This window comes from Bacillus sp. AC266, from assembly GCF_979253805.1.
In genome coordinates, this window is the sequence record NZ_CEEDEC010000004.1 from 213,157 (window position 1) to 239,390 (window position 26,234).

Consider the following 26,234-nt stretch of genomic DNA (forward strand, 5'->3'; position numbering starts at 1 on the left):
TACTCATTTCATTATACTATCAAAAACAGTTTGCTACAACGAAGGTGCCAGTCCCCTTTCGCTAAGCAATTGTAAAAATTCTTTCTATAACAAGCAATCAAAATACCTTACTTCCCATGAATAGCACATAAAAATCCCCTTAACGATTTTTATCGTTAAGGGGATTAAAACACTTATTTCTTACCGAAATAAGTAACAACCGCAAATCCTAAAATAAAAGTAATAATTGAACTTACAATTGAAATTCCACCAGTCGGAATGCCAGGGAACACAATGACAATCGACCCGATAACGAGCCCAATAATTGCCGCAAATGTCATACTTTTATAACGATCTAACAAATAACTAATTCCTTTACTACTTACAACAAATCCGGCCATCACGCCGGCACCGATAACCACGATTAACGGTAAATTGAGTGTAGTTAAAGCGTTAATTGCTGTTGGATACACACCAATAATTAATAAAATAAACGATCCACTAATTCCAGGAAGAAGCATAGCCATACTAGCCATCCATCCTGCGAAAAATAAACCAATTGCATTTAAAATTGTTAACGTCGTAATCGGATCAGCTGCCTTATCTGGTTTAAAGAATGCTGTTATTGCAACAAGAATTGCTGCAATTATTAATAAGACAATATGACTACCTTTAAACGTTGCCTTTGCATCAGCTTCTCTCATTAACATCGGTAATATACTAATAATTAAACCGAGAAAGAAAAATTGAGTCGGTTCATAATGATTTGCTAATAAATATTTAATAACGTGACTTAACGTTAGAAAAGCTGCCGCTACACCAGCTGCAAGTGGGATTAAAAACGCTAAATGTTTTTTCCATTCACGACTAAAGAATCCGCTAATTGCTGCAAGCAATTGTTCATAAATCCCCAACACAACAGCGATTGTTCCGCCGCTCACACCAGGAATTAAATCACTAACGCCCATACAAAATCCACGATATATATTACGCCATTCCATACTGAATAAATTCCTCATTTCTTATAATGATTTTTCCCGTAAATTCTAGTATAACAATAAGAATCATTATATTCTTAATTGTTTTTGACAATAGTTTGACATTTGGACAAAAAAAGAAAGCCACCTATCGGTAGCTTTCTTCTCAAAAGGAAAAATAACCTTATTTTTCTGTTACAGTCTTTAGTTCCTCTACTAACTCTTCTATATAATGCTGTGCACTCTGCGCTGCAATACTACCATCGCCTGTTGCCGTTACAATTTGACGAAGCATTTTTTCACGAACATCACCAGCTGCGAAAATACCAGGAACTTTCGTTTCCATACGCTCGTTCGTTTCAACATAACCATTTTCATTTGTAATACCTAGCTCAACAAACGGTTTTGATAATGGTAACATACCGATGTATATGAAAACGCCGTCAGTTTTAACTTCTTGTTCTTCTCCGCTGTTTACATCTACAAGTGTTACGCTTCCTACTTTACCATTTGCATCGTTAATTTCTTTTATAGTGTGATTCCAAATGAAATCTACTTTCTCATTTTGGAAAGCACGATCTTGTAAAATTTTCTGTGCACGAAGAGTGTCACGACGGTGAACGATCGTTACTTTTGATGCGAAGCGTGTTAAGAACACACCCTCTTCAACAGCAGAATCTCCGCCGCCAATAACAACAAGTTCTTTCCCTTTAAAGAATGCACCATCACATACTGCACAATATGATACACCGCGGCCGCCAAGTTCTGTTTCACCTGGCACACCAATTTTTTTATACTCTGCACCGCTTGCAACGATAATTGCACGTGCTTTATATTCTTTTTTACCAGCAATAATTGTTTTGTACTCTTTACCATCGATGATTGCTTTCACATCACCGTATGCATATTCAGCACCAAATTTCTTCGCATGCTCAAACATTTTATTTGATAAGTCTGGTCCTAAAATAGACTCATAACCTGGATAGTTCTCTACATCTTCTGTATTTGCCATTTGTCCACCTGGAATACCACGCTCAAGCATCAGTGTGCTTAAATTCGCACGAGATGTATATACCGCAGCTGTCATACCAGCTGGTCCTGCACCAATAATAATGACATCATAAATTTTTTCTTCTGACACACTATTCACTCCCATTCATTCATACACATTAAGTTACCCTCATTATACTGTTAGCATCATTTTTTTCCCAATGATTTGCCTACCCTACGTGTGCGTTCGCTTAACAGCCTGCACATACTTTCGTACAGTCGCTACAGATACATTATATACATCACCAAGCTCTGCCTGTGTCATCTTATTTCTTTGTTCGCCGCGCACAATGTATTCAATTGCCGCTGACCAACCGTACACATTTGTAAAAGTCGCTCCAGATGTATATAAACGTATGAACGTGCAAAACCAAAAATTCAAACACTCTTCGATTAATTCATCGTCTTTTTTCGTATAATTGTATAATGCATCCGCGATTCGTACGCACTGTTCAAATTGCTGTAAATCAGCTGGGATGTTTTTATGACTATTAAGTAAAAAGAAATATTTTGCAAGTTGCGATACGATTGGAACACCATTTTTCGCTTGCGTTACATCAAAGAAGAATCCAACCTTCTCTGGTGTTGACAATTCATTCATTAAATATAAAGCTAGCATTTTCTCTTCTAGCGTCGTACTTTGCTGAAATGATTTTCGTAACTCTTCAAATAAAAGATTTTGTCCTTCATCTGCTAAATTCAGTGCATTCCACGGTTCTTTTCCTTTTTTATCAGGATGCAATTCTACAACATGTTGCCACATTTTTCCAGCTACTTGCTGTTCCTTCACCATATACGCAGAGTATGCAAACCAGTAATAAAAACTGACGTCTCCTTCGTATCCTTGACGCTTTAATACTTTGAACCATTTATATGCAGGTTCAAAATGACCAATTGTTGCAAGCGTTGTTCCAAGTTTCAAACGATGCTCAAATGAAATTGGATATACCGAAACTAACTGCCCCGCTAATGACTCTACTTGCTTATGCTCTCCAATTGAATATAGAAAAATAAGCGTATTACAAAGCGCATGCATATTACCAGGATTTTTCTCTAAAATCATTTCTGTTAACTTAAGCGCTTGATCTACATTACCTGATTGAAAATGTGCAATCGCTAAATTATTATGTCCTGACCAAAATTCTGGATATTCTTTCGTAACAACTTCTAGTGTAGCAATCGCCTCTTCTAATTGTCCGTTACGAATGTAGCGGTTCGCTTCTTCTTGCATAACAATTAGCTCATCTTCATCCTCAATCTCTTCCGCACCCATTGCATCTTCTTCCATAATCTCAAGCAATTCTAATGTATCTTCTACAAATTCCTTCTCTTCCGCAACTTCTAAATATTGCTCTGCATATTTCTTCGCCTGTTGAAACAAGCCCATATATGCATAATTATTTGAAATAAAATAATAGCATTGCTCAAGTTCAGGATTGGATCTAACAAGCTTTAGAAATATCTGATTCGACTCTTGATATTCACCAGATTCAGATAATGCTATTGCTAGTTGGCATAAAATAAACGGCTCCTTCTCGCTTTGTGCTGCTCTTCGAAAATATTTAATTGCATCTTGCAATTTTTGCCCTTTATAAGCCCTCATCCCTTTTTTATAAAAGAAGTCCGCTAACTGATTAAAAGAGATAACTTGTCCGTTCTCCTTATATATTCTTTGATTTTTCCCCATATATCCTCCAGTTTTTTGTTTTCTTCGTTCACACATTCTTCTATCTATAAGTATAAACGATTCCGTAAAAAACAAAACAGTATATTATAATCAATTATTTCCTTTTTATTCATAAAAAGAGAAGGGAAATGTTACATTTTTAACATCAACCTTCTCTAGCGGCCATTTCCTCTTTCGTATAAATAATACGCATCGGATTTCCGCCTACGAAGGCGCCGCCTGGTACATCTTTATGGACAAGTGTGCCTGCAGAAACGATAGCTCCATCTCCAATTGTCACACCTGGTAAAATTGTCGTATTCGCTCCAATCATAACTTCATTCCCTATGACGATTTCTCCGAGTCGATACTCACGAATTAAATATTCATGCGCTAAAAGCGTTGTATTATAGCCGATAATTGAATTGTCTCCCACAGTAATCTTTTCTGGAAACATAATATCTGGCATTACCATAAGTGCAAACGACGTTTTCTTTCCTACTTCCATCCGTAAAAACGTGCGATATAACCAATTTTTTACGGATAAAAATGGCGTGTAACGTGCGATTTGGATGATAATAAAGTTTTTCATTACCTTCCAAAAAGAAACTGTTTTATACACATTCCACAATGAATTTTCTCCTGAAACAGGATAGCGCGTTGTCCGTCGCACTGAACTCTCTCCTCTACTTATATAAAGTGACACTTTAACCGGCAGGAATCTTACTACCCGTTAATGCGGGACAAAATCGGTAGTAAATCACTCATTTTATCTAGCACATAATCTGGTTTATACGCTTCTAAATACGCCCTACCTTTCAATGTCCATGAAACCGCTACTGTTTTCGTACCTGCATTTTGTCCACCGACGATATCATGATGATTATCACCAACCATCAATGTTTCTTCTGGCTTTGCATCTAATAATTTCAATGCTTTTTGAAGTGGTTCTGGATGTGGTTTCACATGTTCCACATCATCAATCGTCACGACAACATCAAAAAACTGATCAAGTTTCGAAAGCTTTAATCCCATTTCAACCGTCTGTCTCGCTTTCGTTGTAACGATGCCGATCTTATAACCTTGCTTCTTCAATTCTTGAACCGTTTCATATACAGTTTCATACTCTTCCACTAATTCATCATGATGCTCATGATTAAATTGACGATAACATGTAATCATCTCTTCAACCTTACTTGCATCAATCTTACTAAAAGTATCATGCAAAGATGGACCGATAAATGGCAATACATCTTCACGCTTATACTGATTAGAATAATAGTGATTTAACGTATGTAAAAAAGAAGAGATAATAAGTTCATTTGTATTAATTAACGTTCCATCTAAATCAAATAACACTGTATTTATTTTCATCGTCCTTAATCCTTTCATTACCTGAATATGAAAGAAGCAGCATCTTATATAAGATGCTACTTTTCTCTAATTTTCTAAATATCTTTTATCAGCTTGCCCCATTTTTCGTCTCACAATAATGAAAATGATAGAAATAACAACAATTCCAATAGACATTACTTGCGCAATACGAAGTGGTCCTAACATTAAACTATCTGTACGCAAACCTTCTACGAAGAAGCGTCCCACTGAATACCAAATTAAATATGTGAAGAATAATTCACCACGGCGTAAATTCACTTTTCGTAACGCGAGTAGTAAAATAACACCTGCAAAGTTCCATAATGATTCATATAAAAACGTTGGGTGATAATACACACCATCAATGTACATTTGATTAATAATGAAATCCGGTAAATGAAGACCTTCTAAAAACTGTCTCGTTACTTCATCACCATGCGCCTCTTGGTTCATAAAGTTTCCCCATCGGCCAATTGCTTGTCCTAGTAAAATACTCGGCGCAGCAATATCCGCTAACTTCCAGAATGAAAGCCCGCGTCGTTTCGCAAAAAGGATTCCTGTAATAACAGCCCCGATTAAACCACCATGAATCGCCAAACCACCTTGACGAATATTAATAATTTGACTCGGATTTTGCGAATAATATTCCCATTCAAAAATGACATAATACATTCTCGCAAAAAGAATGGCAATTGGTACTGCGATTAATACAAGGTCGATAAATGTATCTTTGTGAATACCAAGCCTTTCTCCCTCGCGAGTTGCTAGCCAAAGACCTAATAGCACACCTGTACCGATAATAACCCCATACCAATAAACAGGGAACGGCCCAAGTTGGACTGCTATACGGTCAAGCTGTGGTACAGAACCTAACAGCATATATATGACCTCCCTCTCCAGAGTCTACTCTTGATTTCCTAACTCAATCGCACTCATTAATCGTTCAGAGAACTGTTGCGCCGCATTGACTCCCATACGTTTTAATCTGAAGTTCATCGCTGCTACTTCAATAATAACAGCCAAGTTTCGACCAGGACGAACTGGAAGTGTAATCTTCGTAAGTTCTGTATCAATAATCTTCATCTTCTCTTCATCAAGACCTAAGCGATCATAATTTTTCTTTTGATCCCAAATTTCAAGATTAATAACAAGTGTAATACGTTTATAATTTCGTACTGCCCCTGCACCGAATAACGTCATTACGTTAATGATACCTAGACCACGAATTTCTAATAAGTGCTCAATTAAATCAGGTGAGCTCCCTACTAATGTATCTTCATCTTCTTGACGAATTTCTACGCTATCATCCGCAACAAGGCGGTGACCACGCTTTACAAGTTCAAGCGCTGTCTCACTTTTCCCGACACCACTTTGACCTGTAATTAAAACACCAACACCATAAATATCTACTAACACACCATGAACAGCTGTTGTTGGCGCTAACTTACCTTCTAAATAGTTTGTTAAACGACTTGATAATCTCGTCGTCGTTTGAGCAGAACGTAATAAAGGCACGCCTGATTCACGTGATGCTTGTAATAACTCATCCGGTACATCTTGATTACGAGTTACAATAATACAAGGCGTCTCCTCAGTACAAAGCGCTTTCATTCTCTCTTGCTTTTGCTCTGTCGTTAACGTATCAAAGAACGTAAGCTCCGTTTTTCCAAGAAGCTGCACGCGATCAGCTGGATAATATGTAAAAAATCCTGCCATTTCAATTCCAGGTCGCGATAAATCACTCGTATCAATCGGACGATGAATCCCTTCTTCACCACTTACTAACTCCAATTGAAATTGTTCAATTAAATCTTTTGTCCTTACTTTCGGCATATGTATAAACCTCCACTCCGCTGCGGGTTCAGTCTCATTTGATGTAAAATTCCATTCTATCGGATATTGTACCATTTTTTTCTGGAAACAAGAAACTCGGTTTCTAATAAATAGAAAAAAACATTTCATATGAATCATGAAATGTTTTTCTTTTTGTCATTTTCTCTTTTTTTCATGTAATGGTTCAACAATTACTTTTTCAATTATCATATTAAAAATAGAAATACAAATTGCCGCAACAATCGCTACACCAAATCCAGATATATTAAAGGCGTCCCCTAATAACGAATCCGTCATCTTTAACGTAATCGCATTAATAACAATTAAGAAGAAACCGAAAGTTACAAGAGTAATCGGTAGCGTAATTAAAATTAAAAGCGGCTTTACAAATACGTTTAAAATCGCCAATATAATACTCGCAATAATTGCAGTTTGTATATTTGCTATGTAAAATGCGTCTGGTGCAACCCCTTTTAAAAGTCCGGATACAGCGATTAACACAACGCTATTTACAAGAAGTGATACAATCCATCTCATTTCCTTACACATCCTTTTAACATATATATTTCATCATACGCTAATAGATAATAAACGCAAGTAACATACATACACTTATATCAACTTATTCTAACCTTCATGCTTGTATACCTACTAACAACCTTACCAGTTTTCCTTAGTGAAATAAAAACCGAGTGCAATTCCCACTCGGTTTTTATTAACAACTTATTGTGATAACTCTACTTCTTTTATTTTCTCTTTCATTCTTGCTTTATCACGATCTAAAATCTCTTTTAAATACTTACCTGTATAAGAGCGCTCTTCTTTCACTACTTGCTCTGGCGTTCCGGAAGCAACGATTTGTCCGCCTTTGTCTCCGCCTTCTGGTCCAAGGTCAATAATATAATCAGCTGTTTTAATAACATCTAAATTATGCTCAATTACAAGTACCGTCTCACCACTCTCAACAAGACGTTGCAACACTTCTAGAAGGCGTGCAATATCATGTGCATGTAAGCCAGTCGTTGGCTCATCTAAAATGTATAACGTACGCCCTGTAGAACGACGATGTAATTCAGAAGCTAATTTCACACGCTGCGCCTCACCACCTGATAACGTCGTAGCTGGTTGTCCTAATTTCATATAACCAAGCCCTACATCTACAAGCGTTTGAAGTTTACGCTTAATTTTCGGGATATTAGCAAAGAACTCTACCCCATCTTCAATTGTCATCCCTAACACTTCAGAAATATTCTTATCTTTATATTTCACTTCTAACGTTTCACGATTGTAACGTTTACCGTGACAAACTTCACACGGAACATACACGTCTGGTAAGAAATGCATTTCGATTTTAATAATTCCATCACCACGGCACGCTTCACAACGGCCGCCTTTTACGTTAAAGCTGAAACGTCCTTTTTGATACCCACGTACTTTCGCTTCATTCGTGTGCGCAAATACATCACGAATATCATCAAATACGCCAGTGTATGTCGCCGGATTTGAACGTGGTGTACGCCCGATTGGTGATTGATCAATATCAATCACTTTATCTAACTGCTCAAGACCTTTAATTTCTTTATGAGCCCCTGGCTTTGCTTTCGCTTTATATAGCTTTTGAGCTAATGATTTGTATAGTACTTCATTAATTATCGTACTTTTTCCAGAGCCAGATACGCCTGTTACTGCTACAAATGTTCCTAGAGGGAATGACATTTTCGCATTCTTTAAGTTATTTTCTTTCGCACCGACAATCTCCACTTTACGTCCGTCACCTTTACGTCTTTCAAGTGGTACCGGAATAAACTCTTTACCGCTTAAATATTTCCCAGTTAATGAATTCTCGTCTTGCATAACTTCAGCTGGTGTACCTGCTGATACAACTTGACCACCATGAATACCTGCACCAGGTCCGATATCAAGTAAATAATCAGCAGCCATCATCGTATCTTCATCATGCTCAACAACAATTAACGTATTTCCTAAATCACGCATTTCCTGCAATGTACGAATAAGACGATCATTATCACGCTGATGCAAACCAATAGAAGGCTCATCAAGAATGTAAAGTACGCCAGTAAGGCGAGAACCAATTTGTGTCGCTAAACGAATACGCTGCGCCTCACCACCTGATAAAGTTCCTGCGGCACGACTTAACGTTAAATAATCTAAACCGACGTTCACTAAGAACCCAACACGTTCCTGAATTTCTCTTAAAATTAAATGAGCAATTTTTTGTTGTTTCTCCGTTAACTCAACAGTTGAGAAGAACTCCTGTACTTCTTGAACAGAATATTTCGTTACATCGGCAATCGTTTTATCACCAACGAAAACAGCTAAACTCTCAGGCTTTAAGCGTCCACCTTTACACTTCGGACAAGCTTGCTCTGCCATATATTTCTCCATCTGCTCACGAATATAATCAGAACTCGTCTCACGATAACGACGCTCAATATTCGGAATAACACCTTCAAATAAAATCTCATTTTCCTTTACTTGACCAAATTCATTCACATAGCGGAAATAAAGCTTCTCTTCCCCGCTTCCGTACAGCACTTTATCAAATAAATCCTTCGGTATATCTTTCACCGGCATATCCATATCGATGCCGTAATGATTACACACAGATTTTAATAATTGCGGGTAATATTGTGAACTTGTCGGTTCCCAAGGAGCAATCGCATGTTCATTTAATGATACATCCCAGTTCGGAATAACAAGTTCTAAATCTACCTCTAACTTCGATCCAAGTCCATCACAAGAAGGACACGCGCCGAACGGACTATTAAACGAGAACATACGCGGCTCTAATTCTCCGATTGAAAAACCACAATGTGGACAAGCATGATGTTCACTAAATAGAAGTTCTTCCTCTCCCATTACATCGATTAAAACTCGGCCCCCGCCAAGCTTTAAAGCACTTTCTAGTGAATCTGCAAGTCGGCTTGCAATTCCTTCTTTCACAACAATACGGTCAATAACAACTTCAATTGAATGCTTCTTATTTTTTTCTAAAGTAATCTCTTCCGATACATCCAGCATCTCTCCATCAACGCGCACACGAACATAACCTTGCTTCTTAATATCTTCTAATACTTTCGCATGCGCACCTTTACGCCCTGACACGATAGGCGCTAACACTTGCAACTTCGTACGTTCAGGATATTCAAGAACACGGTCTACCATCTGTTCCACTGTTTGTGATGTAATTTCAATTCCATGATTCGGACAAATCGGCGTACCAATTCGTGCAAATAATAAACGTAAATAATCATAAATCTCCGTTACCGTTCCAACCGTTGAACGAGGATTACGACTCGTCGTTTTTTGATCAATTGAAATCGCTGGAGATAAACCTTCAATCATATCAACATCCGGCTTATCCATTTGCCCTAAAAACTGGCGCGCATACGCAGATAAAGATTCCACGTATCTACGCTGCCCTTCTGCATAAATCGTATCGAATGCTAACGATGATTTCCCCGAACCAGACAATCCCGTCACAACAACAAGCTGATTTCTCGGAATGGTTACGTCAATATTTTTTAAATTATGCGCTCTAGCACCTTTTACAACAATAAAATCTTTACTCACTCTTTTCACCCTTCCGCTTTTAATTCTAATAGTAAATCTCTTAATTCAGCTGCACGCTCGAAATCTAATGCCTTTGCTGCTTCTTTCATCTCTGCTTCCATTTTCGCAATTGTATTTTCACGTTCTTTTTTCGTCATCTTCTTAGCTGGTGTTGCTTCATATATTTCCGTATCCTCAGCTGCTGTTGTCGCACGAATAACGTCACGTACTCCTTTTTGAATCGTTTTCGGCGTAATACCATGCTTTTCATTGTAAGCTTCTTGTATACTACGACGACGCTGTGTTTCTTCAATTGCAATTCCCATTGATCTCGTTATGCGATCTGCGTACATAATAACGCGGCCGTTTGCATTACGCGCCGCACGACCAATTGTTTGAATTAATGAACGCTCTGAACGTAGGAACCCTTCCTTATCAGCATCTAAAATAGCTACAAGTGATACTTCTGGAATATCTAATCCTTCTCGTAATAAGTTAATACCGACAAGTACATCAAACTTACCAAGGCGAAGATCACGGATAATTTCAATACGCTCTAATGTTTTAATTTCAGAGTGAAGATAATTCACTTTAATTCCTACATCTTTTAAATAGTCCGTTAAATCCTCTGACATTTTCTTCGTTAAAGTCGTAATTAATACACGTTCATTTTTCGCAATCCGGTCATGGATTTCTCCTAATAAATCATCTATTTGTCCTTCAATTGGTCGTATATCAATTGGTGGATCTAAAAGCCCTGTTGGACGAATAATTTGTTCTATTGCTTTCGGTGACTGCTCTAACTCGTACGGTCCTGGCGTTGCCGAAACGTAAATAACTTGATTCGTTTTCTCTTCAAACTCATCAAACGTGAGCGGTCTATTATCTAAAGCTGATGGCAGACGGAATCCATGATCAACAAGCACTTGCTTACGTGCTTGGTCCCCGTTATACATCGCTCTTACTTGCGGAACCGATACGTGCGACTCATCCATAACGATTAAGAAATCCTCTGGAAAATAATCTAAAAGCGTATACGGCGTTGAACCTGCTGGACGAAGTGTTAAATGACGGGAATAGTTTTCAATCCCTGAACAAAAGCCCATCTCGCGCATCATTTCTAAATCATAACGCGTTCGCTGTTCTATGCGCTGCGCCTCTAACAACTTACCGTTATCATTTAATTCTTTTAAACGCTCTTCTAATTCTTTTTCGATATTTTCAATAGCGACCTTCAGCTTTTCTTCACGTGTAACGAAGTGAGATGCCGGGAAGATTGCTACATGATCACGTTCTGCTAATACTTCACCCGTTAATGCATTTACTTCTCGAATACGATCTATTTCATCCCCAAAAAATTCAATTCGAATACAATGCTCATCAAGTGATGCGGGGAAGATTTCAACTACATCTCCGCGCACACGGAATGTACCACGCTTAAAATCAATATCATTACGTCCATACTGTACATCAACAAGTTCACGAAGCAATTGATTGCGGTCCTTTTCCATACCAACTCGAAGCGAAACAACTAACTCGCGGTATTCTTCCGGAGAACCTAAACCGTATATGCACGAAACACTCGCAACGATAATAACATCATCTCTTTCAAATAAAGAAGACGTTGCCGAGTGGCGTAATTTATCAATTTCATCGTTAATTTGCGCATCTTTTTCAATAAACGTATCCGTATGTGGTACGTACGCTTCTGGCTGATAATAATCGTAATAACTAACAAAATACTCCACAGAATTGTTAGGAAAGAAATCTTTCAGCTCACTATATAACTGTCCTGCTAACGTTTTATTATGAGCCATTACAAGTGTTGGCTTCTGCACTTCTTTAATGACATTTGAAATCGTAAATGTCTTACCCGTTCCTGTCGCTCCAAGCAACACTTGCTTTTTCTTTCCACTATTAATTCCCTCTACAAGCTTCTCTATCGCTCCCGGCTGATCACCTTGCGGGGAATACTCTGAGATAATTTCAAATGGATGTTCCAACTAAAAACCGACCTCCTCATAAAAATCTGTATTATTATTTTACCACGAATGCCCATAAAAAACCTAAAAAAAAACGAACAGATATTCGGTAAAGTTTTCGACAAGTTATATATAGAAAAAGGAAGGAATAAATACTTCCTTCCTCTACTAACTCTATTTTTTAAGTACATATAATAAGTCATATCCATTGCGCCCATTTTCATTCGTACAATCTATTAACCTATATGCCGTTTCTGATTCACGTTGCTCTTTAACAATCCTTTTACAACTATCTTTATGTAACCCTTTATGGTCACCAGCAAATTGATCTCGTCTATTATCTAACACATAAAGTATATCTTTCTCACTATGCTCTAACGTTTGAAAAATCGGATCACCTTCATGTGTATACTGTACAATTCTTATTTTATCAACTTTCCCTTGTTCCACATTCCAAATGAACTTCTCGAATTTATCTAGATTAGAAATTTCCGCCCCCTCTGCAACGACATCATTCTTCTTATCAATTGCACTGTTAGGTTGTGAACATGCTACTAAACTAAAGAGAAATAAGCATATAAAACCTGTTCTTTTTCCTATCGTTATCCTCTCCTATACAAACTATTGGTATACTAGAAAAAAGCTACTTTCCTCTATGAAAGTAGCTTCTTGTTTCCTTTCTCCTTCTTCGGAAAAATAACATATGAAAATGAAATTACAGTATCCACTAAAAGAATAATAGCCCATACTTGGCTTACACGGCTTGCTGCTTTATTTAAAACGATTCCTGACTCTAACCAATTTCCCCACTGTTCTACTGGAATAAGCCCATACATGAAGAAAAAGAATATATGAACAGCAATAAACAAAATAAGATGTAAAATCCAATTTTTTATTTCCTGCTTCGCATGCGCCATCCCTGCTACTTCAATTGGTTCTTCGATAATAGGTGCCGGTTCATTCCGCCACTTCGCAACTAATTTTTGTACATATATATCTAATTTCTTCAAATCCTTTTTCCCATAAAAAACTGCATATAATAAAATGATTACCGTAATGATTTGAAAATTAGAGAACTTCCCTGTTTGATAGTAGTCCACTACTCCTAAAGTTAAAATAAACACTTCATTTACAAGTAGCACAATCCCCATAATAAAACTTGCCTTTTTCAAGCGAAATCCATACCTTAGTAAAAAGAATCCGATAGCCGATAACCAAAATACAATCTCTGCCCCAATTAAAAAATACCAACGATATTCTGCAAGTATACTCATTTATCCCTCTCCCTTTCGTCATATATACGAAAAGCCTCATCCATATATAATAGAAGCTCTTCTTCAATTGGATACATACTCATTTTCTGTGAATCTTCTTTTGACTTTCTTACTTCCCACAATTTATCTAAAAATGCTTCATCACCATTTGCCATCTCTAAACACTTCTGCATTAATTCCTTTGTTGCGCCTTGTACCTCATCACATGATGCTTCCTTACCGTCTTTCATAAAGTTACGTAGTTGCTTTAATAAATTTACCCATTCTAAAACATTCGGGTCTTCTTCACTCATGTTCGGCAAATTATGAAGCAACTTTTGTTCTCCCTTTGAAAATACTTCATTTTGAAATATTTCACGTATACGAGACGACTGTTTCGAAAGCTGAATAAGTTCAAACATAACTTTCCAATCAAGTTCTCCTTCCACATCTACCGAATAAACAACAGCTTGTAAAACACGCTCCATCCGATTGAATTTCTTTTGTTCTTCCTGTACAAACCGAAGTTGTTTTTCAAGAGAATCCTTTAAGTTAAGCTCACCTTTTACTAACATATTCGCAGCCTCTTTTAATGAAAAACCCATTTCTTTTAAAAATAAAATTTGCTGCAAACGAACAACATCTCTCTCGCTATATAACCGATGTCCTCCATCAGTTTTCCCACTCGGCTTTAATAAATCAATTTGATCATAATAACGTAACGTCCTTACTGTAACCCCTGTTTCCCTCGTTAGTTCTTGAATTGAAATCAACTCCATCACCTCTTCTCCTTCATTATAAAAGGTGACGTAACGTAACTTTCAAGTAGTTTGTAAAAAAAATACAAAAAGCTATTTATACCTTTTGTATAAACAGCTTTTATGGAAATAACCCCTTTTGTATAGCACGCCCACAAAATAAAATAATTGCCCCTACAACAACACTTGTTGCTGTTTTATGATAATGCGCTAAAATTAATAAATAGTATGATAAACCTACAGCACCAATCATAATACATACACTTGGCACTGGATTACGAGAGAAGTTTTGTATTCCCCAAAACAAAGCAAAAATAGCCGTAGCGACACATAATACCGGTAATCCCATCCCAGTTCCCCTTTTTCTATCTATTCCTTGTTGCTAACACACTCGTCGATGCCATACTTATTAATAAACCAAAAATAGCACTATATAATAACTCATTTACATGTACTACTTGCCTATCTAAATACTTATTTACACAAAGATACATAATGAACAAAAAAACGCAGCTTGTAATACAAATCGTAAAATATGACTTCATATTGTTCACAACTCGCTCATCAATTGACGGTACTCTCTTCTTTCAAACGCTTCTGTTCTCTATATTCCGAAATGCCATATAAAATGACTAGTGCTACATTCGATATGAAGATCGTTCCCCACGTAATACTTAAAATCATTAAACTCACATTTAAAACAAGACCCGCTGAAAGCAAACTTCCTATGAACCGTATAATATCTTACTTACTCATACATGATCAGCCTCTTTTTGATTTCTATATTTCCATTTCGGCCAATAGTTCACAAAGAAATAAACAAACTGTCCTAATACAAATAAAACAAACGGCATGCCCGCATTTCCATAAACAATTAAATTATACAAACTCCATACCGCTAAACTCATTGTTAAAAACAACCCTAAATATTTAAACGCTTTATCCGACTGAAATCTCTCAAACTCATCTTGCATTTTCATTCCTCCTATCGTTATGCTCGTTTTCCCGCCATTACTCCTATGATGAGACTACCAGCAAATAAGAAACTACATACAATGAATATTTCTGGAATCGGTATAGTAATTCGCCCTATCGCTTTGCTTGCAACAATATAAACAATAAGCAAAAGAAATGCGAATATAAATGAAACATTTACATACTTTTTTATATTTTCATTTACCCGCTCATCTATATCTGGAAGTTCTTTTTTTGTACTTCCGCTTTTTGTAATTCGTATACAATATCAGAAATACAATTGCTAAAATATTACTAACTATAAGCGATAACATCGGTATGGATGGGTCCATAATACGAACTAAAACGTCCCCCTCCACATAATCCTAAGACAGTAGCGATATACAACTTTTTAGTGTCGTTCATTTTCTCTCCCCTTACTCCAGCGTAAATATTTCCTCTACCTTCATCCCAAAATATTTGGCGATTTTTAGGGATAGCTCTAGACTCGGATTATAATGATGGTTTTCAATCGCCACAATCGTCTGCCGCGTCACCTGCATCGCCTTTGCCATTTCCACTTGCGTTATATGATGTTGTTTTCGTAATTCCTTAATTTTATTTTTCACACCCATAGGCTCCACCTTCGAAAGTAAAGATATCTTTACAAAAAAAGGTAAAAAAAGAGACATCTATAAGATGCCTCTTTTTTTGCTACATAAATCCTAATGCATATACAAGAACGTACCCAAGAACAGATAAGCAAACCGAGCCAATCAATCCTGCCACGAATGCCCTACTTCCTAATTTGCGGAACGTTTTAAACTCTACATTTAAACCGAGTCCTGCCATTGCCATCGCAATAAGCATGTACGCAATTACTACAATATATCCGGCAACAACTTCTGGGATAATCCCAATCGAATGCACCGCACTCATTGCTAAAAATCCGAAGATGAACCAAGGAATCGGAAGGTCGCGCCACGATCTTTTTTCCTTGCTTTCCTCGCTCTTACCAAACCATAATCCAATTAAAATCGCTACTGGCACAAGCATCGCTACGCGCGTTAACTTCACAATAACCGCGATGTCTACAGCCGTGCTACCTCCTGGCGCTGCAGCAGCGATAACGTGAGCGATTTCGTGCAGCGTCGCCCCTGAGAACACCCCGTAACCGTAGGGTGAGAAGCCAAGTACTGGGTATAATAGCGTATAAATAAGTGTAAATATTGTACCTAAAATTGCAATAATTGCTGCCCCGACTGCTGTTTCTTCATCTTTCGCTTTCACTTGCGGTGCAATTGCCACGACCGCTGCCGCACCGCAAATTGCCGTCCCGCATGCTGTTAAAATCCCAAGTTTCTTTTCTACTTTAAATACTTTCGTTAATCCATATACAACGAAAATGGTAAATGTAATAACAACCGCTGCGATGACCAATACTTTCGGCCCCGCCTTCGCAATATCTACAAGATTTAACCGCATTCCGAGTAAGATGATCCCAAAGCGTAGCAACTTCTTACTCGCAAAGTTCGTTCCCACTATCGCTTCTTGAGGAATCCCGATTGCCGCGCGCCAAACCATCCCGATTAGAATAGCGATTACTAATTGTCCCATAATATTTAAAAATGGAAGCTCTGCTAAATATTTCGCGGCGATTGCGATTAATAACGTAATCCCAATACCTTGCGAAAATCCAAAGCCCTTCTTCTTTTGTATAACAAGTGTTTGTTCCACTTTGTACCACCCCAATAATCGTATTGGAACATGCATGTTCTTTCTAGTTACATTATAAGAGAGTTTTAATAATAAGTTTAATATCAATATTGAATCCCTATCATCAGAAATACTTATGATAAAATAAAAGCAAAAATAAAGGGGCCTAACAAATGAACGTCGACATTTTAAAGATCTTTGTTACTGTCGTTGAACAAAAACATTTTTCGCGTGCTGCGGAACTATTAAACCTTTCACAACCTGGCGTTAGTATGCACATTCGCAACTTGGAAAATGAATTTGGGACTACACTTATTCAGCGCTCCCCAAAGCACGTCCAAGTTACGGAAGCTGGAAACATATTATACATACACGCAAAGCAGATGCTCTCACTTTATGAAGATGCAAAACAGGAAATTAATGCGCTGCATAACGTCGTAACAGGAACACTTCGCATCGGCGCTAGCTTTACAATTGGCGAATACTTACTTCCAAAAATACTTGCGCGCTTTGCCAATGAAAATGCACACGTCGAAGTTCATACATTTATCTCCAATACGGAAGAAGTTTTGCAAAGCCTCCGCTCTAATCAAATTGATATCGGCTTAGTGGAAGGCCAAGTCGTGTACGCTGACGTAGATGTTGAAACTTTTATGCAAGATGAAATGAAACTCGTCGTCCCGCCAAACCACCCATTGCTCCATATCAAGGGGATTAACGAAAATGCATTGCAAGACCAAGTCTGGGTATTAAGGGAGAGCGGCTCTGGCACACGTGCCTATAGCGATCGATTTATACACCAACATCATTTAAAAATGAAACGCTTCTTTACATTTAGCAGTATTCAAAGCGTGAAGGAAGCCGTTGCAGCCGGTCTTGGCATCGCCATCCTTTCAGATTGGACTGTTCGAAAAGAACTATTAGCAAAAGAACTATTCCACATCCCTGTTCCGAACGAAGAGCTAATCCGTCCATTCTCCATCGTGCGCGGCAAATATTTTATCCCGTCTAAAGCTATTCAAGTCTTTTTAAAACACGTAGATTCTTTTGCGAAAAAACAGAGTTGACCTTCACATTAGTGTGAAGGTTTACAATACATGTAAAAGGAGTGAAACGCATTGCGAATTGGAGAGTTATCAAAAGAAACTGGGGTTAGCGAAAGGGCACTAAGACATTATGAAGAAAAGGGATTACTCCCTTCGAAACGCCTAGCAAATGGCTACCGTGATTTTGATGAAAGTGCAATCGAAAAAGTAGAGCTGATTCAAATGTACTTGCAAATCGGCTTAAATTTAGAAGAAACAGAACGAATGCTACGTTGCCTTGAAATCGAGCCCCATCTTTACGAAAATCCGTGTAGTAGTATCCTTGCACTTTACGAAGACAAACTTGATGAGGTAACGAAGCAAATCACATTACTTTCCAACATTCAAACGAATTTACAAAAACACGTTTCACTCCTAAAACAAGCAAAAGAAAAGGGATGATTACATGTTTGTTATACATGGCAGTTCAAGACAAAACGGAAATACGGAAGCTTTAACACATATGGTGATTGATGGGATTGAAACAGAACAAATTTACTTGCGTGATCATATCGTCCACCCAATCATAGATCAGCGCCATGATGTAGAAGGATTTCAACCTGTAAATGATGACTACGAGCAGTTAATCGAGCGCATGCTAGAGCACGACACGATTATCTTCGCTACACCGCTATACTGGTACGGAATGAGCGGCCACATGAAGAACTTCGTTGATCGCTGGTCACAAAGCTTGCGTAATAAATCTCTTCATTTCAAAGAAAAAATGAAAGGCAAAAAAATGTACGTTGTCATCGTTGGCGGAGACAGTCCAAAACTGAAAGCATTGCCACTTATCGCCCAGTTTCAATATATCTTTGATTTTGTTGGTTCATCATTTGAAGGGTATATTATTGGGGATGCGAATGGACTAGATGAAATCAAGAACGATGCTGAGGCGCTGGCAAAAGCACAATTGTATAATAATAAATTCAAAAATAGCACACAGAAATAAGTTTGACAAATCCATTTGTATGCGCATACAATAAAAATAATATTATGAAAGGAAGGTACTTTGACCAATGAAGTTCTAATTCTCTTATTTATTTCATCCATCACAAATAGTGAACAAAAATGATGAAAACTAGCAGAGGATTAGTCTGTCCATTTGTCGATACTTTCTTTCGATACGATTATGTAAAAAATCGTTTATTTATGTACGATTTTTACATTAAAGGGCGACATTTATCCTCTCTAGTGAAACTAGGGAGGTTTTTTTATGACTATTTTAATCGCACGTAATATCGAAAAGAGCTTTGGTGATCGCACCATATTTACGTTACCATCACTAGAAATTCAAGCAAACGATCGTATAGGGATTGTCGGAGTCAACGGAGCTGGAAAATCTACGTTATTACAAATATTAAGTAAAGAAATAGAAACTGACAAAGGCACAGTAACTCATCATAGTTCTATCGCCATCATTCCACAGCTTAGCGAGGGGATACCGGAAACCGCTTCTTCCCTCGCTAAAGGAAAATGGAATATTTCAAACGTCGCAAATTCAATGAGCGGCGGTGAACGAATGCGCCTAAAGATCGCCCATGCCCTCGAAGAAGATGCAGGCATTCTATTTGCTGATGAGCCAACAAGTCACTTAGATATGTTCGGTACAGAGCAATTAGAAAAGGCACTTTTATCTTATAAAGGTGCACTTGTTTTAATATCGCATGATCGTGATCTTTTAGATGCCATATGTACAAAAATCATCGAAGTTGAAGACGGTACTATTCAAGAATATAAAGGTAATTATTCAAACTATCGAAAGCAAAAAGAACGTGAGCGAATACAAAAGGAAGCAGAATATGATCAATATATACAAGAAAAAAATCGGTTAGAACAGTCAATTTCACAAAGAAAGCAACGTGCTTCTAGCATGACAAAAATCCCAACACGGTTCAGTTCATCTGAATCTAAACTTTATAAGTGCAGCGGGGCTCATGGGCAAGAAAATGTTAGCAAAGTAGCGAAAGCACTAGAAACACGCCTTGAAAAGTTGGAACAGAAAGAAAAACCGAAGGACTTTTCTCAAGCTCAGTTTGACGTACAATACCACACACCAATTCATAGTAAAGCAGTTGTTCAATTTAATAAAACAACGAAGAAAATAGGGGATCGCACATTATTTAAAAATATGAATGGAACAATTGTCCCTGGGGCAAAACTTGCTATTTTAGGGGAAAACGGAAGCGGAAAAACAACTTTGTTCAAAATGCTTCTCGCGAACGAGCGTGGCATTCAGCTTTCGAAAAGTTGTAAAATTGGATACTTTGAACAAACATTATCTATTTTAAAAACAGATAAAACAATTTTAGAAAACGTTCTAGAAGAAACAAACTATACAGAATCGTTCGTTCGAACAATACTTGCACGGCTCCTATTCCGCCGTGAAGATGTTCATAAACCTGTGCACATCTTAAGTGGTGGAGAACGCATGAAGGTTGCACTCGCAAAAGTATTTTTAGGAAACTATAATATGCTTCTGCTCGACGAACCGACAAACTATTTAGACTTGGCAACGCAAGAAGAATTAGAAAGCATGTTACAGGAGTATCCTGGTACAATACTTTTCATTAGCCATGACCGTGCCTTTATTCGTTCTGTTGCAAACCATATTCTACAAATAGATGAGAGCGAACCAAGAATATTCCACGGCAATTACGAGCAATACACAAAAAGAACCACCCAAGCTTCTGTAAACGTTACTGAACAAGAATTATTGCGATTACAAACAAAATTAACAGAAATCATCAGCCGGATTTCTATCCCAAATCAGCATGATGACATCACATTTCTCGAACAAGAATACGAAAAATTATTAGTTCGAATTCGGCAGTGTAAAGAAGCGCTCTAATGTCTTCCCCATATATCGACGGGACCTTCCACATTTCCCAAGAAATATCGAGGCTTCGACATAGAATATCACCCTACCTATCATGTTAGACACAATAACAACAAAAAGCCGTGCACCAGCACGGCTTTTCACTTTATATACGGACAGCAGTCCCACTCACCGCAACCATTAGCATTCCTTCGCGAACTACTTCGTAGTCCACATCGATACCAACAATGGCGTTCGCATTTTTTTGTCTTGCGAGAGTTTTCATCTCTTCCATTGCAATGTCGCGCGCTTCTTTTAATTTACTTTCGTAGGCGCCTGCGCGACCACCGACAACGTCACGGACAGAAGCGAAAAGGTCACGCACGATATTCGCACCCATGATTGCTTCGCCATTAACGATATCGATATAATCAATAATTTCTTTCCCTTGAATTGTAGAAGTTGTTGTTACAATCATGCTTTGTAGCCTCCCAAATAAGATTTCCACTTACTTATGGTGCACTAATTCAGCAGAAATTATATTTACGAACTAAACTGCGCCTCATACAATCGGCTGTAACCCTCGCCTCGTTTGATTAGCTCCTCATGTGAACCTTGTTCTGCAATACCGTCTTTATTTACAACGACGATGCGATCTGCATTTTTAATAGTTGCAAGCCTGTGAGCGATAACTAATGTTGTACGGCCAACAGATAGTTCTGCAAGTGATTTTTGGATAGCAAGTTCTGTCTCTGTATCTAGCGCAGAAGTTGCTTCATCTAAAATTAAAATTGGCGGGTTCTTCAAGAACATACGGGCAATTGCTAAGCGCTGCTTTTGTCCTCCTGAAAGTTTCACACCACGCTCACCAATAACTGTATCTAAACCGTCTGATTGCGAGTAAATTAAGTCCTCTAGCTGAGCACGTTTTACCGCCTGCCAAATTTCAGTTTCTGAAGCTTTTAAGTTTCCGTAAGCGATATTTTCACGAATTGTTCCTGAGAATAAGAAAACATCTTGCTGTACAATTCCGATTTGCTTACGAAGTGACGATAACGTCATCTCTTTGGTGTCAATGCCATCAATTTGAATTGATCCAGATGATTGTTCATAAAAACGAGGTAATAAACTACATAGTGTTGTTTTCCCTGCCCCTGATGGTCCAACGAAAGCAACTGTTTCACCTGCATGTATTTTCAAACTAATATCGTTTAAAATCGGCTCTTTATTTTCATATCCGAACGTGATGTTATTGTATTGAATATCGCCGTGTACATGTTTAACTTCTATTGCACCTTTAGAATCTACAATATCCGGCTCTGTTTCCAGAAGTTCTACATATCTTTTAAAACCAGCGATTCCTTTCGGATAACTTTCAATAACCGCATTAATTTTTTCAATTGGGCGGAAGAAAATATTCGTTAATAAAACGAATCCAATAAATCCACCGTACGTTAATTCACCTTGCAGAACAAACCATGTACCACATATTAATACAAAGAGTGTTACAAGACGCATCAGCATATAACTAATCGATGAATTTAACGCCATAATTTTATACGCCATTAATTTTGTTGTACGGAAACGAGCATTATTTACAGCAAATTGCTCTTTCTCAAACTTTTCATTTCCAAATGCTTGTACAACGCGGATACCACCTACATTGTTCTCGATACATGCATTGAAATCAGCAACGTCTGAGAATAAACGTCTAAACGTACCTGTCATTTTTTTATTGAAGTAAAGTGCCAACCATAATAAGAACGGGATTACGAAGAATGTTAGAAGTGCTAACTTCCAGTTAATCATCATCATAAATGAAAATGCTCCAACTAAAGTCATAATGGCAATGAATAAATCTTCTGGTCCATGGTGAGCAATTTCCCCAATTTCCATTAAATCGTTTGTAAGACGTGAAATTAAATGACCTGTTTTATTATTATCAAAAAATCTGAATGATAGCTTTTGAATGTGATCAAATAATTTCTGCCTCATATCTGTTTCAATGTTAACCCCAAGCATATGTCCCCAATATGTAACGACATATTGCAAACCTGCATTTAACACATAAACTACGAACAAGCCGAAACAAGCCCATAAAATAAGCGTCCAATTTTGTCCTGGTAATAACTTATCAATAAATTGATTTACGATAAGCGGGAAACCAAGTTCGAGTAAACCTGCAATAACTGCACAGGAAAAATCGAGTACGAATAAACCTTTGTACGGTTTATAGTAAGAAAAAAATTTACGTAGCATATCTTTCCTCCCTTTTCCAAATTAAAAGACTCTCTAAATGATAACCATTATCAAATAATTATTCAAGTTATCCGTCTATGAAACTAAAAAAACCTTCATCTATATTTGATGAAGGTTTCCATTTTATTTTATATAGCTTCCGAATCCCATTCGTGCTCTTGCTGAACAAATACAACACCTAATTCATGATGTCCCCCGGCGTATAATGCCGTTTGAGCAAGACGAAGCTCACCATTTGTATCTACTACTTCTAATTTACAAAACGCTCCTGTCGTCTTCGTTTGAAGCGCGTCATAAAACTCTTCGGTACTTCTTGGAATGATTCCATTTACTTTCGTAATAACTTCTCCAGGTTTTAAATTCATCTCTGCCCCAATTGTATTCGGAATTGTATCTAACACAACAAGTCCATCATTACGTGCGGCAAAGTATGCTGGTCTTTTCTCGTCTGCAATTTTCTCTTGCATCGAGATTGTAAAGCGTCCAAGCATTGCGACTCCCATCGCGATAATTGCAAGTACGTGCCACCAGTAACTTGCGATACCTAAAACGAGTACGAGCCCCGCTAAACCATAGACACGTCTTCCTGTAAATAACAAAGCTTCCGTCGGCTCATAACTTCTAACCTTTCTCATAAATCCAATTAAAAATGGAACGAGGAATAAAGAGTATGTAGTCGAACCTATTGAAACGACAGGCCACCAAGAAATAAATCCTGTCACCGCGTCTCCTGGTATAAGAATAAATACTGGTACAAGCCATAAACGATTGGATTCATGTAGTCCAATTCGTAGCCCACGCTTACCTTTGTTAATTTTCGGCGTAGAATAACGAACTGCATTTTTAGAGATTAATAAACCCTCTACAACGAGCATAACGCCTAGTAAAATAGCAAGGGATACAATCGTACCCTCTTCACCTTCTCCAAGCTGTAAGAAGGAAACTGGCATCTTAGACGATAACAACACGAGTGCAATCGCGATTCCGAAAGTATAAGCTACAGATAAATATCGATACATAGCAGTTAATCCGAATAATAACGTCCAAAGTAAAATTGCCCATAAACTCGCTTTTGAAACAACAAGCCCAAGCCCAATCGTAATAATAGATACGATTAATCCGTACCCAATACCTGCAAATAGAGTTGTTCGTAGTTCAAACCAAATATCATATACTTTAAAAGAAAAATCTTTTCGTTCTCGTAATATACGTAAGTATCCAACGAAGATACTACTAATTAAAAATACATAGACAGCAGGGTGTAAGAAAAAACGTCCAACCGCTCGTAGTATTTCAAAAAGCCATGCCTCCACGAATTCATTCACCACCATTTATATCATTCTTTCTTTTTATCTTATCATATTTAACACATAAAAAAATACAGGCATCAAAGTGCCTGTATTCTTTCTTATTTCGCTATTAATTTCAATGCCGTCTGTAATTGTAAATCATTTTCTCCAGAACGGATTTTTTCAATGATTTTAGTTTGAATCGCTTCAGCTGTCTTTTTATCAAGTTGCCCTGTCGCTTCCATCTCATTCGCATTTTGGAATGCTTTTAGTGCTGATTCTGTCTCTTTGCTAAAGTATCCATCTTCACGTCCTGGTACATATCCTAAGCTCTTAAGCATTTCTTGCGCGTGTTTTACTTGTACATCATTTGAATTGTATGAAAGTGTCTTTTCAATTTGAATTGGTGTCGCATGATAATAATCTGGTTGCTTCACTTCTACAGTTGGCGCGATTCCTTTTTTATGAATCCAATTGCCATCTGGTGTTAACCATTTAAACATTGTTAATTTAATGTTGCTGCCATCTTTAAATGGAACAGCCTGTTGAACAGTACCTTTACCAAACGTTTTTTCACCAATTAAATCGTATCCTTCTCCTTCTTTTAGCGCACCAGCTAAAATCTCTGAAGCAGAAGCACTTCCATTATCAATTAATACTGAAATTGGATATGACTTTCTCTCTTTCAGTTCCGTAGAGAATTTCTTCTTCTCACCATTTCGCTGTTCTACTTGTAGCATTGGCTTTTTATCTGTCATGATGTCTCCTAGTATATCTTCTACACTATTTAAATAACCGCCAGGATTACCACGCACGTCAATAACTAAGCCTTTTATGTTTTTCTTCTCTAGCTCTTTTAACTGATCCTTAAATTCTTTCGCAGTATTTTCAGCGAAAGAAGTAATTTGCATATAACCGATATCTTTTCCGCTATCTTGCTTTACGGAACTAAATACAGTGAAAATCGGAATCTTTTCACGCTTAATTTTAAATTCTATCGGATCAGCCACTCCTGCGCGCTTAATTTCAATTGCAACAGTCGTTCCTTTTTTACCACGAATTTTTAATACTGCTTCTTCACGTGATAAATCTTTCACACTATTTCCATCTACAGATAAAATTTGGTCATTCGGTTTAATTCCTATCTTTTCTGCTGGTGAACCTTTAATTGGCGATACGATAATAAGCTTACCGTCCGTCTTGTTCACTTCAGCTCCAATCCCTTCAAGTTCAGGATCTAATGACTGACTAAACTGTTTTGCCGTTTCTTTATCCATATACGTGGAATAAGGGTCCTTCAGCGTAGACAACATTCCCTGTATCGCACCTTCGACTAATTTGTCGTCTTTCACGTCTTCCACATAACGTGAATCAATTAGTGCATACGCCTCATTAATCTTTACCAAATTCCCTTGCGCTGTGCCAGCATTACCATTCGATACTGTTTGCGTTACATACGCTGGGTTTATCCCAAACCAGTACATACCACCAAACATCCCGCCAGCACCAATTAAAAATGCAACAACCATTCCAATAATTGCAACTCTACGTTTCAATGCGGAATTCCCCTTTCCAGAACACACAGGTGGTGTAGCAAAAGGCATCACACGATGTGTGATGCCTTTACCTATTTCTACTATATGATAAGCTTGTACGAATTATGTTTGC

At 37.6% G+C, this 26,234-nt stretch carries 25 protein-coding genes and 2 pseudogenes; 4 read left to right on the forward strand and 23 right to left on the reverse strand.

From position 1 onward, the window contains the following. Positions 1-173 precede the first annotated feature (173 nt). The 19 genes and pseudogenes from AC0IXC_RS18165 to AC0IXC_RS18255 form a co-directional block, all read right to left on the reverse strand. The gene (locus tag AC0IXC_RS18165) at positions 174-980 is read right to left on the reverse strand and encodes a DUF368 domain-containing protein (RefSeq protein ID WP_002034722.1); all 807 of its coding nucleotides are present in this window, start codon (positions 978-980) and stop codon (positions 174-176) included. A 160-nt stretch (positions 981-1,140) separates the two neighbouring features. Then, positions 1,141-2,097: a thioredoxin-disulfide reductase gene (gene trxB / locus AC0IXC_RS18170; protein ID WP_002089563.1), complete on the reverse strand. Its 957-nt coding sequence runs from the start codon at positions 2,095-2,097 to the stop codon at positions 1,141-1,143. 84 nt (positions 2,098-2,181) lie between these two features. Further along, entirely contained in the window at positions 2,182-3,693 is a 1,512-nt protein-coding gene (locus AC0IXC_RS18175; RefSeq protein ID WP_471653112.1) for a tetratricopeptide repeat protein, read from the reverse strand. A gap of 145 nt (positions 3,694-3,838) precedes the next feature. Then, on the reverse strand, positions 3,839-4,345 hold the full coding sequence (locus AC0IXC_RS18180; protein WP_471653113.1) for an acyltransferase: 507 nt from the start codon (positions 4,343-4,345) through the stop codon (positions 3,839-3,841). A gap of 53 nt (positions 4,346-4,398) precedes the next feature. Then, the gene (ppaX, locus tag AC0IXC_RS18185) at positions 4,399-5,046 is read right to left on the reverse strand and encodes a pyrophosphatase PpaX (RefSeq protein WP_002089567.1); all 648 of its coding nucleotides are present in this window, start codon (positions 5,044-5,046) and stop codon (positions 4,399-4,401) included. A gap of 66 nt (positions 5,047-5,112) precedes the next feature. Further along, positions 5,113-5,925, reverse strand: coding sequence for a prolipoprotein diacylglyceryl transferase (gene lgt, locus AC0IXC_RS18190; protein ID WP_002034719.1), 813 nt, complete (start codon positions 5,923-5,925; stop codon positions 5,113-5,115). 24 nt (positions 5,926-5,949) lie between these two features. Next, on the reverse strand, positions 5,950-6,879 hold the full coding sequence (gene hprK, locus AC0IXC_RS18195; RefSeq protein WP_002016091.1) for an HPr(Ser) kinase/phosphatase: 930 nt from the start codon (positions 6,877-6,879) through the stop codon (positions 5,950-5,952). 156 nt (positions 6,880-7,035) lie between these two features. Beyond that, positions 7,036-7,416, reverse strand: a complete 381-nt coding sequence (locus tag AC0IXC_RS18200; protein WP_002089574.1) for a phage holin family protein — start codon at positions 7,414-7,416, stop codon at positions 7,036-7,038. A gap of 186 nt (positions 7,417-7,602) precedes the next feature. Then, positions 7,603-10,473: an excinuclease ABC subunit UvrA gene (gene uvrA, locus AC0IXC_RS18205; RefSeq protein WP_002016096.1), complete on the reverse strand. Its 2,871-nt coding sequence runs from the start codon at positions 10,471-10,473 to the stop codon at positions 7,603-7,605. Positions 10,474-10,478: 5 nt separating this feature from the next. Continuing rightward, the gene (gene uvrB, locus AC0IXC_RS18210; protein ID WP_002016097.1) at positions 10,479-12,455 is read right to left on the reverse strand and encodes an excinuclease ABC subunit B; all 1,977 of its coding nucleotides are present in this window, start codon (positions 12,453-12,455) and stop codon (positions 10,479-10,481) included. Between the two features lie 153 nt (positions 12,456-12,608). Beyond that, positions 12,609-13,040, reverse strand: coding sequence for a DUF4362 domain-containing protein (locus AC0IXC_RS18215; RefSeq protein WP_471653186.1), 432 nt, complete (start codon positions 13,038-13,040; stop codon positions 12,609-12,611). Between the two features lie 47 nt (positions 13,041-13,087). Next, entirely contained in the window at positions 13,088-13,708 is a 621-nt protein-coding gene (locus tag AC0IXC_RS18220; protein ID WP_471653114.1) for a hypothetical protein, read from the reverse strand. Next, on the reverse strand, positions 13,705-14,466 hold the full coding sequence (locus tag AC0IXC_RS18225) for a MerR family transcriptional regulator (protein WP_471653115.1): 762 nt from the start codon (positions 14,464-14,466) through the stop codon (positions 13,705-13,707). Before AC0IXC_RS18225 ends, AC0IXC_RS18220 begins: the two co-directional genes overlap by 4 nt. A gap of 100 nt (positions 14,467-14,566) precedes the next feature. Next, the gene (locus AC0IXC_RS18230; RefSeq protein ID WP_002034710.1) at positions 14,567-14,794 is read right to left on the reverse strand and encodes a hypothetical protein; all 228 of its coding nucleotides are present in this window, start codon (positions 14,792-14,794) and stop codon (positions 14,567-14,569) included. 16 nt (positions 14,795-14,810) lie between these two features. After that, positions 14,811-15,129: pseudogene (locus AC0IXC_RS18235) on the reverse strand (ATPase). A gap of 68 nt (positions 15,130-15,197) precedes the next feature. Further along, the gene (locus AC0IXC_RS18240; RefSeq protein ID WP_002089582.1) at positions 15,198-15,419 is read right to left on the reverse strand and encodes a hypothetical protein; all 222 of its coding nucleotides are present in this window, start codon (positions 15,417-15,419) and stop codon (positions 15,198-15,200) included. A 17-nt stretch (positions 15,420-15,436) separates the two neighbouring features. Then, a pseudogene (locus AC0IXC_RS18245) lies at positions 15,437-15,825 on the reverse strand (hypothetical protein). Positions 15,826-15,836: 11 nt separating this feature from the next. After that, positions 15,837-16,034 carry a helix-turn-helix transcriptional regulator gene (locus AC0IXC_RS18250; protein WP_000538358.1) on the reverse strand — a complete coding sequence of 66 codons (198 nt, stop codon included), beginning with the start codon at positions 16,032-16,034 and terminating at the stop codon, positions 15,837-15,839. Positions 16,035-16,113: 79 nt separating this feature from the next. Continuing rightward, positions 16,114-17,136 carry a YeiH family protein gene (locus tag AC0IXC_RS18255; RefSeq protein WP_471653116.1) on the reverse strand — a complete coding sequence of 341 codons (1,023 nt, stop codon included), beginning with the start codon at positions 17,134-17,136 and terminating at the stop codon, positions 16,114-16,116. Positions 17,137-17,288: 152 nt separating this feature from the next. On the opposite strand from AC0IXC_RS18255, the gene AC0IXC_RS18260 reads away from it, so the two are divergent. The 4 genes from AC0IXC_RS18260 (at position 17,289) to abc-f (ending at position 21,051) form a co-directional block, all read left to right on the forward strand. Next, positions 17,289-18,182, forward strand: coding sequence for a LysR family transcriptional regulator (locus AC0IXC_RS18260; protein ID WP_002034705.1), 894 nt, complete (start codon positions 17,289-17,291; stop codon positions 18,180-18,182). A 51-nt stretch (positions 18,183-18,233) separates the two neighbouring features. After that, positions 18,234-18,602, forward strand: a complete 369-nt coding sequence (locus AC0IXC_RS18265) for a MerR family transcriptional regulator (protein ID WP_002016114.1) — start codon at positions 18,234-18,236, stop codon at positions 18,600-18,602. Between the two features lie 4 nt (positions 18,603-18,606). Continuing rightward, a complete protein-coding gene (locus AC0IXC_RS18270) occupies positions 18,607-19,152 on the forward strand; it encodes a flavodoxin family protein (RefSeq protein WP_002034704.1) in 546 nt (181 codons plus the stop codon). Positions 19,153-19,416: 264 nt separating this feature from the next. Then, positions 19,417-21,051 carry a ribosomal protection-like ABC-F family protein gene (gene abc-f / locus AC0IXC_RS18275; protein WP_326996743.1) on the forward strand — a complete coding sequence of 545 codons (1,635 nt, stop codon included), beginning with the start codon at positions 19,417-19,419 and terminating at the stop codon, positions 21,049-21,051. Positions 21,052-21,184: 133 nt separating this feature from the next. Here the strand turns inward: abc-f and AC0IXC_RS18280 are convergent, their stop codons facing one another. The 4 genes from AC0IXC_RS18280 to AC0IXC_RS18295 all read right to left on the reverse strand — a co-directional run bounded on the left by AC0IXC_RS18280 (position 21,185) and on the right by AC0IXC_RS18295 (position 26,122). After that, positions 21,185-21,496, reverse strand: coding sequence for a YbjQ family protein (locus AC0IXC_RS18280; RefSeq protein ID WP_002112849.1), 312 nt, complete (start codon positions 21,494-21,496; stop codon positions 21,185-21,187). Positions 21,497-21,561: 65 nt separating this feature from the next. Then, positions 21,562-23,277, reverse strand: a complete 1,716-nt coding sequence (locus AC0IXC_RS18285; RefSeq protein ID WP_341087107.1) for an ABC transporter ATP-binding protein — start codon at positions 23,275-23,277, stop codon at positions 21,562-21,564. 128 nt (positions 23,278-23,405) lie between these two features. Then, a complete protein-coding gene (locus AC0IXC_RS18290; protein WP_172798714.1) occupies positions 23,406-24,590 on the reverse strand; it encodes a PDZ domain-containing protein in 1,185 nt (394 codons plus the stop codon). A 95-nt stretch (positions 24,591-24,685) separates the two neighbouring features. Next, positions 24,686-26,122: a S41 family peptidase gene (locus tag AC0IXC_RS18295; protein WP_012261984.1), complete on the reverse strand. Its 1,437-nt coding sequence runs from the start codon at positions 26,120-26,122 to the stop codon at positions 24,686-24,688. Positions 26,123-26,234: the final 112 nt, after the last annotated feature.

Coding starts and splice junctions, on each gene's coding strand:
- AC0IXC_RS18165 (WP_002034722.1), bottom strand. CDS start 980: ATGGAATGGCGTAATATATATCGTGGATTTTGTATGGGCGTTAGTGAT.
- AC0IXC_RS18175 (WP_471653112.1), bottom strand. CDS start 3,693: ATGGGGAAAAATCAAAGAATATATAAGGAGAACGGACAAGTTATCTCT.
- ppaX (WP_002089567.1), bottom strand. CDS start 5,046: ATGAAAATAAATACAGTGTTATTTGATTTAGATGGAACGTTAATTAAT.
- lgt (WP_002034719.1), bottom strand. CDS start 5,925: ATGCTGTTAGGTTCTGTACCACAGCTTGACCGTATAGCAGTCCAACTT.
- hprK (WP_002016091.1), bottom strand. CDS start 6,879: ATGCCGAAAGTAAGGACAAAAGATTTAATTGAACAATTTCAATTGGAG.
- AC0IXC_RS18200 (WP_002089574.1), bottom strand. CDS start 7,416: ATGAGATGGATTGTATCACTTCTTGTAAATAGCGTTGTGTTAATCGCT.
- AC0IXC_RS18220 (WP_471653114.1), bottom strand. CDS start 13,708: ATGAGTATACTTGCAGAATATCGTTGGTATTTTTTAATTGGGGCAGAG.
- AC0IXC_RS18225 (WP_471653115.1), bottom strand. CDS start 14,466: ATGGAGTTGATTTCAATTCAAGAACTAACGAGGGAAACAGGGGTTACA.
- AC0IXC_RS18230 (WP_002034710.1), bottom strand. CDS start 14,794: ATGGGATTACCGGTATTATGTGTCGCTACGGCTATTTTTGCTTTGTTT.
- AC0IXC_RS18240 (WP_002089582.1), bottom strand. CDS start 15,419: ATGCAAGATGAGTTTGAGAGATTTCAGTCGGATAAAGCGTTTAAATAT.
- AC0IXC_RS18250 (WP_000538358.1), bottom strand. CDS start 16,034: ATGGGTGTGAAAAATAAAATTAAGGAATTACGAAAACAACATCATATA.
- AC0IXC_RS18260 (WP_002034705.1), top strand. CDS start 17,289: ATGAACGTCGACATTTTAAAGATCTTTGTTACTGTCGTTGAACAAAAA.
- AC0IXC_RS18270 (WP_002034704.1), top strand. CDS start 18,607: ATGTTTGTTATACATGGCAGTTCAAGACAAAACGGAAATACGGAAGCT.
- abc-f (WP_326996743.1), top strand. CDS start 19,417: ATGACTATTTTAATCGCACGTAATATCGAAAAGAGCTTTGGTGATCGC.
- AC0IXC_RS18280 (WP_002112849.1), bottom strand. CDS start 21,496: ATGATTGTAACAACAACTTCTACAATTCAAGGGAAAGAAATTATTGAT.
- AC0IXC_RS18285 (WP_341087107.1), bottom strand. CDS start 23,277: ATGCTACGTAAATTTTTTTCTTACTATAAACCGTACAAAGGTTTATTC.